This is a genomic window from Erwinia persicina NBRC 102418 (assembly GCF_001571305.1).
GTDB lineage: Bacteria > Pseudomonadota > Gammaproteobacteria > Enterobacterales > Enterobacteriaceae > Erwinia > Erwinia persicina.
Window position 1 is genome coordinate 97329 of record NZ_BCTN01000018.1, and the last position, 15261, is coordinate 112589.

General features: G+C 55.9%; 13 protein-coding genes. 5 read left to right on the plus strand and 8 right to left on the minus strand.

Annotated features, from left to right (window positions below; all coding sequences use genetic code 11):
• Nucleotides 1–6 precede the first annotated feature (6 nt).
• Entirely contained in the window at nucleotides 7–1110 is a 1104-nt protein-coding gene (gene proB, locus EPE01S_RS18130; protein WP_062747936.1) for a glutamate 5-kinase, read from the minus strand.
• A gap of 248 nt (nucleotides 1111–1358) precedes the next feature.
• Between proB and EPE01S_RS18135 the strand changes: the two genes are divergently transcribed.
• On the plus strand, nucleotides 1359–2489 hold the full coding sequence (locus EPE01S_RS18135) for a porin (protein WP_137269946.1): 1131 nt from the start codon (nucleotides 1359–1361) through the stop codon (nucleotides 2487–2489).
• A gap of 116 nt (nucleotides 2490–2605) precedes the next feature.
• On the opposite strand, the gene crl is transcribed toward EPE01S_RS18135, so the two are convergent.
• From crl to gpt, 3 genes are all read right to left on the minus strand, one after another.
• Nucleotides 2606–3007: a sigma factor-binding protein Crl gene (gene crl / locus EPE01S_RS18140; RefSeq protein WP_062747940.1), complete on the minus strand. Its 402-nt coding sequence runs from the start codon at nucleotides 3005–3007 to the stop codon at nucleotides 2606–2608.
• A gap of 56 nt (nucleotides 3008–3063) precedes the next feature.
• Nucleotides 3064–4314 carry an esterase FrsA gene (gene frsA / locus EPE01S_RS18145; RefSeq protein WP_062747942.1) on the minus strand — a complete coding sequence of 417 codons (1251 nt, stop codon included), beginning with the start codon at nucleotides 4312–4314 and terminating at the stop codon, nucleotides 3064–3066.
• 147 nt (nucleotides 4315–4461) lie between these two features.
• Nucleotides 4462–4920 carry a xanthine phosphoribosyltransferase gene (gpt, locus tag EPE01S_RS18150; protein ID WP_062747945.1) on the minus strand — a complete coding sequence of 153 codons (459 nt, stop codon included), beginning with the start codon at nucleotides 4918–4920 and terminating at the stop codon, nucleotides 4462–4464.
• A 264-nt stretch (nucleotides 4921–5184) separates the two neighbouring features.
• Between gpt and pepD the strand changes: the two genes are divergently transcribed.
• On the plus strand, nucleotides 5185–6642 hold the full coding sequence (pepD, locus tag EPE01S_RS18155; RefSeq protein ID WP_062747947.1) for a beta-Ala-His dipeptidase: 1458 nt from the start codon (nucleotides 5185–5187) through the stop codon (nucleotides 6640–6642).
• A 90-nt stretch (nucleotides 6643–6732) separates the two neighbouring features.
• Here pepD and dinB read toward each other — a convergent pair whose 3' ends face one another.
• Nucleotides 6733–7788 carry a DNA polymerase IV gene (gene dinB, locus EPE01S_RS18160; RefSeq protein ID WP_062747949.1) on the minus strand — a complete coding sequence of 352 codons (1056 nt, stop codon included), beginning with the start codon at nucleotides 7786–7788 and terminating at the stop codon, nucleotides 6733–6735.
• A gap of 213 nt (nucleotides 7789–8001) precedes the next feature.
• Here dinB and dpaA point away from each other — a divergent pair, with 213 nt between their 5' ends.
• Nucleotides 8002–8736 (plus strand): peptidoglycan meso-diaminopimelic acid protein amidase, encoded by a 735-nt coding sequence (dpaA, locus tag EPE01S_RS18165; RefSeq protein ID WP_062747951.1) that lies wholly within the window; start codon nucleotides 8002–8004, stop codon nucleotides 8734–8736.
• Here dpaA and EPE01S_RS18170 read toward each other — a convergent pair.
• Together EPE01S_RS18170 and lpcA are read right to left on the minus strand one after the other, a co-directional pair.
• Nucleotides 8707–9474, minus strand: a complete 768-nt coding sequence (locus EPE01S_RS18170; RefSeq protein WP_062747953.1) for a class II glutamine amidotransferase — start codon at nucleotides 9472–9474, stop codon at nucleotides 8707–8709. The genes dpaA and EPE01S_RS18170 overlap by 30 nt on opposite strands.
• Nucleotides 9475–9623: 149 nt before the next feature.
• Nucleotides 9624–10202 (minus strand): D-sedoheptulose 7-phosphate isomerase, encoded by a 579-nt coding sequence (lpcA, locus tag EPE01S_RS18175; protein WP_062747955.1) that lies wholly within the window; start codon nucleotides 10200–10202, stop codon nucleotides 9624–9626.
• A gap of 217 nt (nucleotides 10203–10419) precedes the next feature.
• Between lpcA and fadE the strand changes: the two genes are divergently transcribed.
• Nucleotides 10420–12864 carry an acyl-CoA dehydrogenase FadE gene (gene fadE, locus EPE01S_RS18180; protein WP_062747957.1) on the plus strand — a complete coding sequence of 815 codons (2445 nt, stop codon included), beginning with the start codon at nucleotides 10420–10422 and terminating at the stop codon, nucleotides 12862–12864.
• Between the two features lie 42 nt (nucleotides 12865–12906).
• On the opposite strand, the gene mtnK is transcribed toward fadE, so the two are convergent.
• A complete protein-coding gene (mtnK, locus tag EPE01S_RS18185; RefSeq protein WP_062747959.1) occupies nucleotides 12907–14106 on the minus strand; it encodes an S-methyl-5-thioribose kinase in 1200 nt (399 codons plus the stop codon).
• Between the two features lie 114 nt (nucleotides 14107–14220).
• On the opposite strand from mtnK, the gene mtnA reads away from it, so the two are divergent.
• Nucleotides 14221–15246 (plus strand): S-methyl-5-thioribose-1-phosphate isomerase, encoded by a 1026-nt coding sequence (gene mtnA / locus EPE01S_RS18190; RefSeq protein ID WP_062747961.1) that lies wholly within the window; start codon nucleotides 14221–14223, stop codon nucleotides 15244–15246.
• The last annotated feature ends 15 nt before the right edge of the window (nucleotides 15247–15261 follow it).

Consider the following 15261-nt stretch of genomic DNA (forward strand, 5'->3'; position numbering starts at 1 on the left):
AGCTCCTTAAGCAACAATCATATCGTCACGGTGTACGGCAACCGGACCATATTCATAACCCAAAATTTCGCTGATCTGCTGGGAATGGTGCCCGGCAATCATACGCATGGCATCACTGTTATAGCGTGAGACACCATGAGCAACATCACGGCCCTGAAGGCTGCGAATACGGATCACCTCTCCCCTGGAGAAATTGCCGCTGATCTCGCGGATCCCTTTCGGCAACAGCGAACTGCCACGCTCCAGGATTGCCGACAGTGCGCCGTCGTCCACCACCAGCTCGCCCGCCGGGGGAGCACCAAAGATCCAGCGTTTGCGGTTCTCCAGCGGCGTTTCAAAAGCATGAAAGCGGGTGCCGACCGGCTGGGCGGCGATCACATCACCGATGACGCCAGGACGGCTTCCTGCCGCGATAATGGTGTCGATACCGGCACGGCAGGCCACATCGGCCGCCTGTAATTTGGTGGCCATTCCCCCGGTCCCCAGACCAGATACGCTGTCGCCCGCCAGCGCGCGCAGCGCGTCGTCAATACCGTGGACGTCGCGGATCAGCTCGGCATCAGGATTGTTACGCGGATCGGCGGTAAACAGTCCCTGCTGATCGGTGAGCAACAGCAGCTTATCGGCTCCGGCAAGGATCGCCGCCAGCGCCGAGAGATTATCGTTATCACCGACTTTGATTTCCGCGGTGGCCACTGCGTCATTTTCGTTGATAACAGGAACAATATGGTTGTCGAGCAGCGCCCGCATGGTGTCGCGGGCGTTAAGGAAGCGCTCACGATCTTCCAGGTCGGCACGCGTCAGCAGCATCTGACCGATATGAATGCCATAGATGGAGAACAGCTGTTCCCACAGCTGGATCAGGCGACTCTGCCCCACCGCAGCCAGCAGCTGCTTTGAGGCGATGGTCGGGGGCAGCTCCGGATAGCCAAGGTGTTCACGCCCCGCCGCCATCGCGCCTGAGGTGACAATCACAATGCGGTGGCCCGCCGCATGTTGCTGTGCGCACTGACGCACCAGCTCAACGATATGTGCCCGATTTAACCGACGTGAGCCGCCGGTCAGTACGCTGGTCCCCAGTTTCACCACCAGGGTCTGGCTGCTGCTCATTATTTCCTGCCATTTCGTAAAAAAGAGTACAAAGAAACGTTTTAGCAGGTGTGGTGCCTGAAGCCAACAGCCAGCGCGGGAAAAGGGCGAAAAAGGCCTGACCACTCGCTAGTCGAAAAGTTCGCAATTAACAAGAAGTGTTGAAAACTGTAATAAATCTTTAATAGGAAAAGGGTAAAAAGTCCGTGCTTCGAACAGAGCCTTCGGGCCGTTTATAAATTTTACTCTTTCGGGATTGATCGAAAATGATGAAGAAAAGCGCACTGGCAATCTTAACCGCAGCTCTGGCTCTGTCCACCGCTGCACAAGCCGCAGAAGTTTATAATAAAGACGGCAATAAGCTGGATTTCTACGGCAAAGTTAAAGCAATGCGTTACATGAGCGATGCAGATACCAACGCCAGCAACAACGCTGACAAATCTTACGTGCGTATTGGTTTCAAGGGGCAGACTCAGATTAATGACCTGCTGACCGGCTACGGCCAGTGGGAATATAACTTCAGTGCCAGCAACTCTGAAGGCGGCGCTGATGCGCAGTCGGGCAATAAAACCCGTCTGGGCTTTGCCGGTCTGAAAATGAAAGATATTGGTGCTATCGACTACGGCCGTAACTACGGTGTGATTTATGATGTCGAAGCATTCACGGACATGATGCCAGAGTTTGGTGCGACCGGTTATACCCGTGCTGACACCTATATGCTGACGCGCGGTAACAGCATGCTGACCTACCGTAATACCGACTTCTTCGGTCTGGTTGATGGCTTAAAATTTGCGTTGCAGTATCAGGGCAAAAACGATGCCTCGTCGACACGTAACGGCAACGTCTCTAACGGAGATGGTTACGGTGCCTCTGTTTCCTATCAAATCATTGATGGTCTGACAGTCAATGGCGCGATGTCCTCTTCAAACCGCCTGATTCAGACCCAGAAAGACGCGGCATTTGGTTCAGGCGATAAAGCGGAAGCCTGGGCGACTGGTTTAAAATATGATGCAAACGGTGTGTATCTTGCCAGCACCTATGCTGAAACCCGCAACATGAACCCGATCAACAGCGGTGCAACCTTTACCGCGGCAAACGGCACTACGTCGTCTGTATCAGGTTACGTGAATAAACTGCAAAACTTTGAAGTGGTCGCTCAGTACCAGTTTGACTGGGGCCTGCGTCCATCACTGGCTTATGTGCAGACCAAAGCTAAAGATATGGAAAATGGCATTGGTGATGCTGACCTGTACAAATTCGTGGATATCGGTGCCACCTATTACTTCAACAAAAACATGTCTACCTTCGTCGATTACAAGGTTAACCTGTTGAATGATGACAATAAGCTGGGACTGAATACCGACGATATCGTTGCCGTTGGTGTGATGTACCAGTTCTGATCCCACACTCGCTGCAACACGCCACTGCGGCAGCGGGTTAAGCGTTACCCCTCGTTATGTGTCTTAAAAAAAAGGCTGGAGCAATCCAGCCTTTTCCTTATTCTGCGCTGAGTGTGTTATTCGGTCAGCTTAACCGGCTGGTCAGCGAAGCCGTCGGCCGGGATCAGCCCCAGCTCAATTTCCGCCAGCTGTGCTTTTAAACGCACATGGAAGTTACGTAACGTCTCTTCAACGCGGGCATTATTATCCTTACCCTTCACCGCACCCGGCTTCCAGTTGCCTTCTTTATCGAACAGCCCAAAGTGATACTCATAGGTAAAATGGTCTGAATGTGCTTCCAGCTCCATCCACCAGCCCCAGAATTCACGTAATTCCGGTTCAGGTTTCACATTGACGCAAACTGCCAGGCAGTCAAAGAAGAAGCGCTCGCCTTCACACTTGCCTTCACGGATGTAAGGACCTAAAGAGTGAAAGCGCTTAATCAGCCTACTCTTCGGATGTCCACTCGGTAACGTCATCGTTTAAACTCCTTAGTTAAGCTTATAGTTGTAGCAAACTATTGAATATTAGCAACTCACTCGTCCAGCCGCTGCGCCAGCCAGTCACAAATATCGCGCAGCCCTTTATCGAAGTTCGCCATCGCCGGAGACGTATTAATTTTTAACAGCCGCCCGGCAGACGAGGAATTGGCGATCAGACGCGATTCCTCTTCCGGGCTGAACGGATCGTGAGCCCAGTAACCGGACAGCATTGGCGTCGGGCAACGGCGTCCCAGAAGCCCCTGAATTTTCAGCGAGAAACGGCTCAGTTCAGTGCGCAGCGCACTGTCTGAGGAGCCTGACATTCCCAGGCGGCTGGCCAGCATATCCATATACATCTCCGGCACCCTGTCCTGCAAATTGGTATTGCTTAACAGACTGTGGACCACCGGCCCCAGACAGGCCACGCCTCGCAGACGCTGGCTTTCCAGATAGGCCAGCCTGACCGCAATATTGGCACCAAAACGGAAACCGAAGGCCGCCACCCGGGTATGATCCACCCAGGCCACATTTTCCAGCTGTCGCAGCACCTGCTGATGCAGGAAGCTGGAGTCCTGGGTCAACTTCCACTTCGAAGAGAAGCCCACGGAGGGCATATCCAGCGTCAGCATCGCAATGCCACGCGGCGCAAGATAATCGTGGAACAGGCGGTAGTGGTCACTTTGCAACGCATCGAGGCTGCCACACAACAGCACCGTCGGATAAGGAGCTTTCACCTCTGGAGGCATATGCAGAAACCCGGTAACCGGACTGCCACCCTCGATGGCAAACTCCAGCTCTTTCAGCTCACCAGGCAGGCGGTGGGTAGCCTCCTGATAAGCGCGGCTGGCCAGCAGTTGCGCCTGTTCAGCCAGCTCATCCTCTTTCAAATGGGGGTAACCCGCCACGCTGTAAAGATGGGCCGCATGCAGCCAGTACTGGCCCGCCAGCAGATCGTCTTCACACTCGCTGGCTTTCTGCTGCCACTGCGCCGCCTGAGTAGACCATTCGTAAATCCAGTTACCGCCGCGATAGCCAATCACCGTATCCAGCAGCTGGTCGTCGGTATGCTCTACGGTGCTGACGGCAATACGCGCCAGCACTTCGCTCACTTCCTGCGGTGACAGGCCGCGCCAGGTCCACAGCAGGCGGTTGATCATGCGATACCAGCCGGCATGGGTTTCACCATCCAGCGCAGAGTGAATGCTCAACGGGCGATGGTGATGCAAACGTCGGACCAGCGATGAGGTTTCCGGGTGTTTGAAACGCGGCTTGAAGAGTTCTTCGCTGAGATTTTTCGGCGACATAACAGGGATTTCCTCCGGCGTACGGGTAGAAAATGAGTCTACCGTAGCCAGGAGATTGACGCGAAGGGTAAAAACAGACGTGCCCGACAGAATCGGGCACGGTTTGATCTGAACAGGCTAAATCGCGCTGAATAACAGGAAAAAGTATCAGCCCTTCACCAGCGGGGGAATAAAGGCGATGCCCATATCCCATGGCTGTTCAATCCAGGTGTTCTGCGGGATATCAATAACATAATCATCCACCAGCGGCCGACCGGCTGGTTTAGCGAAAATAGTCACGAAATGCGCTTTTGGATACATGTTGCGGATTGCCTGCGCGGTGCCCCCGGTATCGACCAGGTCATCAATCACAATAAACCCTTCTCCGTCGCCTTCGGCGCGTTTCAGGATAGTCATTTCACGCTGATTGTCATGATCGTAGCTGGAGATACAGACGGTATCGACATGGCGGATGCACAGTTCACGTGCCAGTAAGGCGGCAGGAACCAGCCCCCCACGGCTTACCGCAATAATGCCTTTCCACTGGTCGGCAGGCAGCAGGCGCTCGGCCAGTTTACGGGCATGAATTTGCAGCATGTCCCAGGTGACGATGTATTTTTCACTCATTAAAAGGATCCCGGCCAGTAAAATTGGCTTAAAAATTGTGCAAGGGGAGCGGTTGCGCGAAATTATAGTGATCTGAAGCACTAAAAACCAGCCCGCTGCGCCCTGTCAGCCCATTTTTCCTGGGGCAGCGTGAGCATGAGCCAGGAATCGGTGATATTCTTTTGCCATCGCGTCAGATTCGCTGGCGGGAGTTTTCCCAACCGATATCAAGGCATCCCCCCTGCCAGCACGGCAGCGCGGTGATGCTGACACAGGAGAGTTATCGTGTCTGAATTGTCTCAATTATCCCCACAGCCACTGTGGGATATTTTTGCCAAAATCTGCTCCATTCCCCACCCTTCTTATCACGAAGAAGAGTTAGCAGCCCATATCATCGCTTGGGCGACGGAGCAGGGTTTATGGAATGAGCGCGACCAGGTGGGTAACATCCTGATCCGTAAACCGGCAACGCCGGGTTATGAAAACCGTAAGCCCGTTGCCCTGCAGGCGCACCTGGATATGGTGCCGCAGAAAAATAACGATACGGTGCATGACTTTACGAAAGATCCGATTCAGCCGTGGATAGATGGCGAGTGGGTGAAAGCGCGGGGCACCACGCTGGGTGCCGATAATGGTATTGGCATGGCTTCAACACTGGCGGTACTGGCTGATAACAGCCTGGAGCATGGCCCGCTGGAAGTGCTGCTGACCATGACCGAAGAAACCGGTATGGCGGGTGCATTCGGCTTGCAGGCCGGCTGGCTGCAGGCCGATATTTTGATCAACACCGACTCCGAAGAGGAAGGTGAGATCTACATGGGCTGTGCGGGTGGCATTGACTTTACCAGCACCCTGCCGCTGACCTATGAAGCGGTTCCGGCAGACTACCAGACGGTCAAACTGACGCTGAAAGGCCTGAAAGGTGGACATTCCGGCTGTGATATTCATGTCGGTCTCGGTAACGCGAATAAGCTGCTGGCGCGCTTCCTGTTTACGCATGCGCAAGAACTCGACCTGCGTCTGGTTGACTTTGCCGGTGGTACGCTGCGCAACGCGATTCCGCGTGAGGCGTTTGCCACGCTGGCGGTTTCGCCTGCCGGCCTCGACAAGCTAAAGTCCCTGGCGGCAGGCTATCTGCTGACACTGCAAAATGAGCTGGGCCTGAAAGAAAAAAATATCGCCGTCACGGTGGAAGACCTGGCGCAGGCCCCTCAGGTGCTGGACAACACCAGCCGTGACCGCTTTATCGCCCTGCTGAACAGCACTCCGAACGGGGTGATCCGTCAGTCTGATGTCATGAAAGGGGTGGTAGAAACCTCCCTCAATGTGGGCGTGGTGACATTTGAAGGCAATGAAGCAAAAATTAACTGCCTGATCCGCTCCCTGATCGACAGCGGTAAAGAGTATGTGGTGGAAATGCTCACCGCACTGGGCCAGCTGGCCGGGGCGAAAACCCTTGCCAAAGGCAGCTACCCGGGATGGCAGCCGGATGCCAGTTCGCCGGTCATGGCGCTGGTGCGTGAAACCTATGAAAAACTGTTCGACAAAACCCCGAACATTCAGGTTATCCACGCGGGTCTGGAGTGCGGTCTGTTTAAAGAGCCCTATCCGCAGATGGATATGGTCTCGATTGGACCGACCATCACCGGCCCTCACTCCCCGGATGAGCAGGTACATATTGCCAGCGTCGGGCTTTACTGGCAGTTGCTGACCGCGCTGCTGAAAGCGATCCCGGCGAAGTAATATCAGGTATGACGGGCGGACCGGAAAGGAGGTCCGCCCTGCCTTTCTCTGCCCGGCCAGCCATTTTTTCGATCGATTCCTGTGGCACGTTTACAGCCCTAACAACAACTGCCTTTCCAACTGGGGATCGAGCAGCGTGACATGCAATCCCACCAGCCTGACGCCGCGACCTGCGCGACGCTCGTCCCAGCTTTTCCGCGCAATCTCAATTAAATCGTCTTTATTCAGTACCTGCCAGACATGTTCCTGGGTCGTCTGCTGGAAATCGTCAAACTTGAGTTTGACGCCCTGACGGGCAATCTGACGATCCGGTTTGATTTTATCCAGCCGCCGCGCCAGCTCGTCGTACAACAGGTCGATGATCGCCAGGCAGTCATCCCACTGATGGATGTCCTCCGACAGCGTCCGCTCGACACCCAGCGATTTCCGTTCACGTGAGGTAATCACTTCACGGTCGTCGATGCCGTTACAGCGCTCCCACAGCACGCGGCCAAACTTACCAAAACGCTTCAGCAGCCTGGCCAGGTCGGTTTTCTGCACATCTGCGCAGGTGGTCAGCCCCAGCTCTTCCAGCTTTCGCGCCGTCACTTTTCCCACGCCGGGGATCTTCGACAGCGGCAGGCCAAGCAGGAAATCGGACATCTCGGGCGGCGTGATCACAAACTGGCCATTGGGCTTATTGATATCGGAGGCGATTTTGGCCAGAAATTTAATCGGAGCCACGCCGGCAGATGCAGTAAGGTTCAGTTCCTGCTGAATGGTGTCCCGGATTTCACGCGCAATCAGCGTAGCGGAACCCTGGCAGTGCGGGCTGTCGGTGACATCCAGATAGGCTTCATCCAGCGAGAGCGGTTCAATCAGAGAGGTATAGCGGGAGAATATGTCACGGATATGGGTGCTGGCTTCTTTATAGGCATCATAACGGCCGCGCACCACCGTCAGATGCGGACACAGCTTCAGCGCCATCGCCGTCGACATGGCGCTGTGTACGCCATATTTTCGCGCCGGATAGTTGGCAGTGCTGATCACGCCGCGCTGCTTTTCGCTGCCGCCGATGGCGATCGGAATGTCGCGCAGACTGGGATTATCGCGCATTTCAACGGCGGCAAAAAAGCAGTCCATATCCACGTGAATAATTTTACGCATAACCCCTCCGACAATACTGGATAAGTATACAGTTAAATTATCAGAGTTCAATGCAGAGCAAAACACGCATAAAAAAAGGTTTTTGTTCTTCCCTGTCTTGATAAAAAAATAGACAATGCTAAGGTGACGCAGCGATAGCGGAATTGTCCGAGATTGCACGTCAACAGACGCCTCCGGCGTTGCTTCCAACCCCTACATTTCAAGGGAACCAGAATGGGCAAAATCGCACTGCTGTTTGCGATGATTTTTCTGCCAGCCGTTGTCTTTGCCAGCGTACCGGATTCGGTTACACCCCTGGCCCCGGTAAGCAAAGAGTTAAAGAAACAATTAATTGGCACCCCCGTGTACCTGCAAATCTTTAAAGAAGAGCGCACGCTGGAACTCTACGGCAAGATCGGTAACGAATACCGCCTGCTGAACAGTTACCGCATCTGTAATTTTTCCGGTGGTCTTGGGCCAAAGCGTGTTCAGGGCGACTTCAAAAGTCCGGAAGGGTTTTACAGCGTAGGGCTTTCACAGCTGAAACCTGACAGCCGCTTTTACCGCGCGATCAACGTCGGGTTCCCGAATGAATACGATCGTCAGCAGGGCTATCAGGGTAAATACCTGATGATCCATGGCAACTGCGTATCTGTAGGCTGCTACGCCATGACCGACGCCTATATGGATGAGATTTATCATTACGTGGAAGCGGCGCTACGCAACGGCCAGCCCCGTGTAGAGGTCAGCATCTATCCGTTCCGCATGACGGAGAGCAATATGCAGCGCCACCGGTACTCTACCTACATCAATTTCTGGAAGCAGCTGCAGCCAGGTTACGCCCAGTTCGTGCAGACGAAACAGCCGCCGTCGGTCAGCGTCAGTGCCGGCAAGTACGTCATGGGCAGCCCGATGATGGCCAGCCCTGGCGCACCGGAATCAGCCCTGGCGCTCACCCAGGCAAAATAGTGCCCATTCACCTGGCTCAATCTTGTGCCAGGTTTCATTCGCTGTCAGCGGCTGAGTGGCAACGACTGTGACCACGTCATCTGGCGTGGTCTGCTTCTGAAAATCAATTTCCACGTCCTGATCCAGCAGCTTGGCCTTGCCGAACGGCGCACGCCGGGTGATCCAGAACAGATTGGTCGAGCAGAATGCCATCAGATACCGCCCGTCTGACAGCAACATGTTAAACACCCCTTTTTCACGCATCTCTCCCGCCAGCTCTGCAATATAGCGGAATACCGCCGGCCAGTTACCCGGCGTGCGGGGATAACGGGTGGTCAGCTTATGCAGCAGCCAGCAAAATGCTAACTCACTGTCCGTTTCGCCAATGGGACGGTACGGACCGGTATCCAGGTTTTTATAGCCTTTAAGCTGGCCGTTGTGCGCGTAAGTCCAGTTACGCCCCCACAGTTCCCGGGTAAACGGATGGGTGTTTTCCAGCGACACCTCGCCCCGGTTCGCCTGCCGGATATGCGCGACGACTGAACAGGATTTGATTGGGTAGTCCTGCACCAGACGGGCAATCGGTGACTGAAAGCTGGGCTGTGGATCTTTAAAGGTGCGGCACCCTTTCCCTTCATAGAAGGTGATACCCCAGCCGTCTTTATGCGGCCCCGTCCCGCCACCGCGCTGCACCAGCCCGGTAAAGCTAAAACAGATATCCGTCGGGACATTTGCGCTCATCCCTAATAGTTCGCACACAGGATTACCTCGTGAAAATAGATTCTATCCCCAGGGATTTCACGTTGCAGGAAGGCGGCAAACGCATGAATCCCCGGGAGCTTACACGAGTAAGTGACCGGGGTTCACGAGAGCAGCCAACGCACCTGCGGCGTGAAAGATGAAGGGGATTAAGCGACCATCTCTTTTTCGATGAGCAGCATCAGAATATGGATCACCTTGATGTGAATTTCCTGGATGCGGTCAGCATAGCCGAAGTGCGGCACGCGGATCTCCACGTCCGCCACACCATCCATTTTTCCACCGTCTTTGCCGGTCAGGGTGATCACCTTCATCCCTTTCGCACGCGCGGCCTCAACGGCTTTGATAATGTTGGCGGAATTGCCGGAGGTTGAAATCCCCAGCAGAACATCCCCTGCGCTGCCGACCGCTTCGATATAGCGGGAGAACACAAAATCGTAGCCAAAGTCATTGCTGACGCAGGACAGGTGGCTGACATCAGAAATGGCAATCGCCGGATAGCCTGGACGGTTTTCACGATAGCGGCCCGTCAGTTCTTCCGCAAAATGCATCGCATCGCAGTGAGAACCGCCGTTACCGCAGGAAAGGACCTTCCCGCCCGCTTTAAATGAATCAGCCAGCAAAACAGCCGCGCGCTGGATCGCATCGATGTTTGCCTCTTCACTTAGAAATTTATTCAGCGTGTCTGCCGCTTCGTTCAGCTCGGCGCGAATGATGTCCTGATACATAGGGGTGTCCTTTTTAGGAAAGAGTTACTGCGGGAGTTTACCAAGTTGCCAGGAAAGCGGGAAGCGATCTCCCTGAGGGGCGAGAGGATTAACGGTTCGTGCCCCCGCTTTGTGAGCCAGGTTGTAATTATTATGTAAACAGATTGCACCTGAAGCCGGGGTAATCTAAACCTATAACCAACAGGTCAGACCTCTTACTACTTACGGAGCAGACGTTATGATGGTTCTCAGTGTTGTGGCGACGATCGTCCTGATCGGTGCCCTGTTTTATCACCGCGTCAGCCTGCTGGCTGCCAGCGCAATAGTATTTATCTGGACGGCGGCCTTCGGCATCGCCGGGCTGTGGACGTTGTGGCTGCTGGTTCCGCTGGCACTGATCCTGCTGCCGTTCACGCTGCCGTCGATGCGCCGTGCGCTGTTTTCTAAACCGACACTGGCCACGTTCCAGAAAGTGATGCCACCGATGTCGCGCACCGAGAAAGAAGCCATTGATGCCGGAACCACCTGGTGGGAAGGTGATCTGTTCCGTGGCACCCCGGACTGGAAAAAACTGCATGCGTATCCACAGCCGCGCCTGACACCTGAAGAACAGGCCTTTATTGACGGCCCGGTGGAAGAGGCCTGTCGTCTGGCTAATGACTTCCAGATCACGCATGAAATGGCCGATTTGCCCCCCGAGCTGTGGGCCTATCTTAAACAGCATCGCTTCTTCGCCATGATCATTAAGAAAGAGTATGGCGGACTGGAATTTTCAGCCTACGCACAGGCGCGGGTGCTGCAAAAACTGGCGGGGGTTTCCGGTATTCTGGCTATTACTGTGGGTGTACCTAACTCCCTTGGGCCTGGCGAACTGTTGCAGCATTACGGTACCGACGCGCAGAAAGATCATTACCTGCCCCGCCTTGCACGCGGCGAAGAGATCCCCTGCTTTGCCCTGACCAGCCCGGAAGCGGGTTCGGATGCCGGTGCCATTCCGGATACCGGGGTGGTCTGCATGGGTAACTGGCAGGGCGAACAGGTGTTAGGCATGCGCCTCACCTGGAACAAACGCTATATCACCTTAGCCCCTGTCGCCACTGTGCTGGGCCTGGCGTTTAAACTTTCCGATCCTGAGCGCCTGCTGGGCGACACAGAAGAACTGGGGATTACCTGTGCGCTGATCCCCACCCAGACGCCGGGCGTCGAAATTGGCCAGCGTCACTTCCCGCTCAACGTTCCGTTCCAGAACGGACCCACGCGCGGTAACGATATCTTTGTGCCCATCGACTATATCATCGGCGGCCCGGAAATGGCCGGACAGGGCTGGCGGATGCTGGTCGAATGCCTGTCAGTGGGCCGGGGGATCACCCTGCCTTCTAATTCGACCGGCAGCCTGAAAAGCATTGCGCTGGCCATTGGTGCCTATGCCCATATTCGCCGTCAGTTCCGCCTGTCGATTGGTAAAATGGAAGGCATTGAGGAACCACTGGCGCGCATTGCGGGCAATGCCTATGTGATGGATGCAGCGGCAACGCTGATCACCAGCGGCATTATGCTCGGTGAAAAACCGGCGGTGCTGTCAGCTATTGTTAAATATCACTGCACCCATCGCGGTCAGCGGGCGATTGTGGATGCGATGGATATTGCCGGGGGCAAAGGCATTATGCTCGGCAACAGTAACTTCCTCGCCCGTGCCTATCAGGGCGCCCCGATAGCCATCACCGTGGAAGGGGCAAACATCCTGACCCGCAGTATGATTATCTTTGGTCAGGGCGCTATCCGCTGCCACCCCTATGTGCTGGCCGAAATGGCCGCCGCACAGAACCACGATCTCACGGCGTTTGATAAGGCACTGTTCAGCCATATCGGCCACGTGGGCAGCAATACAATGCGCAGCCTGTGGCTGGGGATCACCGGTGGGCTGACCAGCGCCTCCCCGACGCGTGATGCCACCCGTCGCTACTACCAGCATCTGAACCGCATTAGTGCGAACCTTGCGCTGCTGTCGGATGTCTCGATGTCGGTGCTGGGCGGCAGTCTGAAACGCCGTGAGCGCATCTCCGCACGTCTGGGCGATGTCCTGAGCCAGCTCTATCTGGCGTCGGCCGCACTGAAACGGTATGAAGATGAGGGCCGCAACGAAGCCGATTTACCGCTGCTGCACTGGGGCGTTCAGGATGCACTGAACCAGGCGGAAACGGCCATTGACGACCTGCTGCGTAACTTCCCGAACCGCATGGTTGCGGGCCTGGTCCGCCTGGTGGTGTTCCCGACCGGTCGTCACAGCCGGGCACCGTCTGACCGTCTTGACCACCAACTGGCGAAGATCCTGCAGGTACCGTCAGCCACCCGCACCCGCCTGGGGCGCGGCCAGTACCTGACCCCGAGCGAGCATAACCCGGCGGGCCAGCTGGAAGAGGCGTTGCAGCATGTGATGGCCGCTGAAGTTATTCACGATCGTCTGTGTAAACAGCAGAAAAAACATCTGTCATTTACCCGCCTGGATGGGCTGGCGGCTGAAGGACTGCAAAAAGGATGGGTGACTCAGGAAGAGGCCGACGTGCTGATCCGTGCGGAAGCCAGCCGTCTGCGCTCGATTAACGTCGACGAGTTTGCTGCTGATGCGCTGGCGCCCCAGCCAGTCAGAGAGGATGTGCCGCAGCGAAAGATTGAAGCGGCCTAGTGATTAACCCGTGGGCCGATCGTCAACGATCGGCCCCTGTTGTTAACCGTTCTGACGGATGCGCGCAATCAGCGCTTCACTGTCCGGAATATGATCAGCCAGCAGGATCAGACTGCGGCCCAGCGTTATCGCCTGACGCACGCATTCAACGCGCATCGCCTCATCGTCAATCTTCTTAATATCCGCCACCTGCGACATGCCAACGGTACGGCGGATCAGCTCAGTGCCGCAGTAGCCAATGGTGTCGCTCCATACCTTACGCAGAAACGCCTGTGCATAGCCTGACACCGCCAGCGCCCGATCCCGGCTCTTTTCTGCCGCCAGATCAAGGAAGCGATCGCTGAAACTCCGCCACACATCGCGCACATCGTTAAGGCGATTTTCACGCGCGGCTGCGGCTTCCCTCGGCGGCAGCAGCCCCGGTGCCGCGCAGTAGCTGATCAACAGATTGCCCAGCGCACTGCCGATATCAAAGCCCATCGGCCCGTAGAAACCAAATTCTGCATCGATAACCTTCAGACGGTTGTCTGCCACGAAGATCGAACCACTGTGCACATCACCGTGCAGCAGCGCTTCGGCATGGCAGTAAAACCGATGCTTCAGGCCCCCGACCGCCACCCGCAGTTCGGCGTCGTCACGCAAAGATTCTGCCAGCGGCTCCAGCTCACGCGGATACGCGTTGCGCTCGTGCACTTCATATGGCTCGTTGAAGAACAGCTCTTCGGTGATATCGCACAGCTCCGGGTTAGTAAAACGGATCACATCCGCTTTTTTCTGATACGGATGCTGGAAAAAATCGGAGGTGTGGAACAGGGTCTGTGCCAGATATTCCCCCAACTGCCCTGCCGCCTGCGGATATTCAACACCGTTCACCAGCTCACTCCGCCAGATAGCGTGGTCTGACAGGTCTTCCATAACCATCACCGCCAGTTGCGGATCGTAATGCAGAATATTCACCGTATGCTGCGGGCAAAATTTGCCATGCTCAATCAGCACTTCGGCTTCCAGCCTTGCGCGGTCAAGGGTGAGGGGCCAGGATTCGCCCACACAGCGCACATAAGGTAGCGCCTGTTTGACGATCACCCGGCTGACGCCTGAGGTATCGAAAATCTTAAATACCAGGTTGAGATTACCATCGCCCACTTCCTGCGAATCAACCAGAGACTGGGGATTATCCACGCCGCCAAACTGACGGGCATATTCCACGGCATCCGCTGCGGTGAACGTACGGTATTGCGACATTGACCTGACCCCCAAAATAAGACATGTTTCGTTGTAATAAGCCGTTCAGACGTCTATACATCCGTCAGTCATGTTGGCACAATATGACGCATTAAAGCAACCGGGATTTAACTCATGCAAACACTCAGCACCACCAGTTTACAGGTTCGTGACAATCAGCTCTGGATCCTTGACCAGCAGGCCCTGCCACAGCAGAAAATCTGGTGCCCGACGCCGGATGTTGCCGAACTGGTGAGCCATATTAAAGCGCTGCGGGTCCGCGGCGCACCGCTGATCGGCCTGTCGGCCAGCCTGCTGCTGGCACTGCTGGCTGAAAACGGCATGGCCAGACCGGCACTGGCGGAGGCGCTGGAGGTGCTGCGCGCTGCGCGTCCGACAGCCGTGAATCTGATGAATAACCTGGATCGCATGAAGCTGGCCCTGGCCCGGGAGGATTTTGTCAGCGCGCTGGGGGCAGAAGCACTGCGGTTGATTGATGAGGATAAAGCCCTGTGTGACAGCATTGCCGCCGCCGGCAGCGCCCTGATTACCCCCGGCAGCCGTCTGCTGACCCACTGCAACACCGGCGGGCTGGCAACGGCAGGCGTCGGCACCGCACTGGGTGTTATCGCCCGCGGCTGGACGGAAGGCAAGGTCAGCCAGGTATGGGTGGATGAAACCCGACCGCTGTTACAGGGTGGACGCCTGACGGCGTGGGAGTTAGGCGAACTGGGCATCCCTTACCGGTTAATCTGTGATTCGATGGCCGCCAGCCTGATGGCCCGGGGAGAGGTTGATGCAGTCTGGGTGGGGGCGGATCGCATTGCCGCTAACGGTGATGTGGCGAATAAAATCGGCACCTACAGCCTGGCAGTGCTGGCGAAATATCACCACATTCCGTTCTACGTCGCGGCACCGCATACCACGCTGGATCGCGAATGCCCGAACGGTGATGCCATCCCGATTGAACAGCGCGCCGCGCGCGAAGTGACAGGCGTTGCCGGCAGCTTTGGTGATGTGCAGTGGGCGCCGGAAGGGGCACAGGTGTACAACCCGGCGTTTGACGTCACGCCAGCCTCGCTGATTAGCGGCTGGGTGCTGGATACTGGCGTGGTCACACCGGCGCAGGTGAAGGCAGGCGAATTTCAGCCACGTCGTTAATGTGTGTAACCAGAG

What these genes read in the sequence shown, in the direction of transcription:
- mtnK (WP_062747959.1), bottom strand. Translation starts at nt 14,106, where the DNA reads ATGTCGCAATACCGTACGTTCACCGCAGCGGATGCCGTGGAATATGCC.
- dinB (WP_062747949.1), bottom strand. Translation starts at nt 7,788, where the DNA reads ATGCGTAAAATTATTCACGTGGATATGGACTGCTTTTTTGCCGCCGTT.
- proB (WP_062747936.1), bottom strand. Translation starts at nt 1,110, where the DNA reads ATGAGCAGCAGCCAGACCCTGGTGGTGAAACTGGGGACCAGCGTACTG.
- gpt (WP_062747945.1), bottom strand. Translation starts at nt 4,920, where the DNA reads ATGAGTGAAAAATACATCGTCACCTGGGACATGCTGCAAATTCATGCC.
- frsA (WP_062747942.1), bottom strand. Translation starts at nt 4,314, where the DNA reads ATGTCGCCGAAAAATCTCAGCGAAGAACTCTTCAAGCCGCGTTTCAAA.
- dpaA (WP_062747951.1), top strand. Translation starts at nt 8,002, where the DNA reads ATGGGCAAAATCGCACTGCTGTTTGCGATGATTTTTCTGCCAGCCGTT.
- fadE (WP_062747957.1), top strand. Translation starts at nt 10,420, where the DNA reads ATGATGGTTCTCAGTGTTGTGGCGACGATCGTCCTGATCGGTGCCCTG.
- lpcA (WP_062747955.1), bottom strand. Translation starts at nt 10,202, where the DNA reads ATGTATCAGGACATCATTCGCGCCGAGCTGAACGAAGCGGCAGACACG.
- EPE01S_RS18135 (WP_137269946.1), top strand. Translation starts at nt 1,359, where the DNA reads ATGAAGAAAAGCGCACTGGCAATCTTAACCGCAGCTCTGGCTCTGTCC.
- mtnA (WP_062747961.1), top strand. Translation starts at nt 14,221, where the DNA reads ATGCAAACACTCAGCACCACCAGTTTACAGGTTCGTGACAATCAGCTC.
- crl (WP_062747940.1), bottom strand. Translation starts at nt 3,007, where the DNA reads ATGACGTTACCGAGTGGACATCCGAAGAGTAGGCTGATTAAGCGCTTT.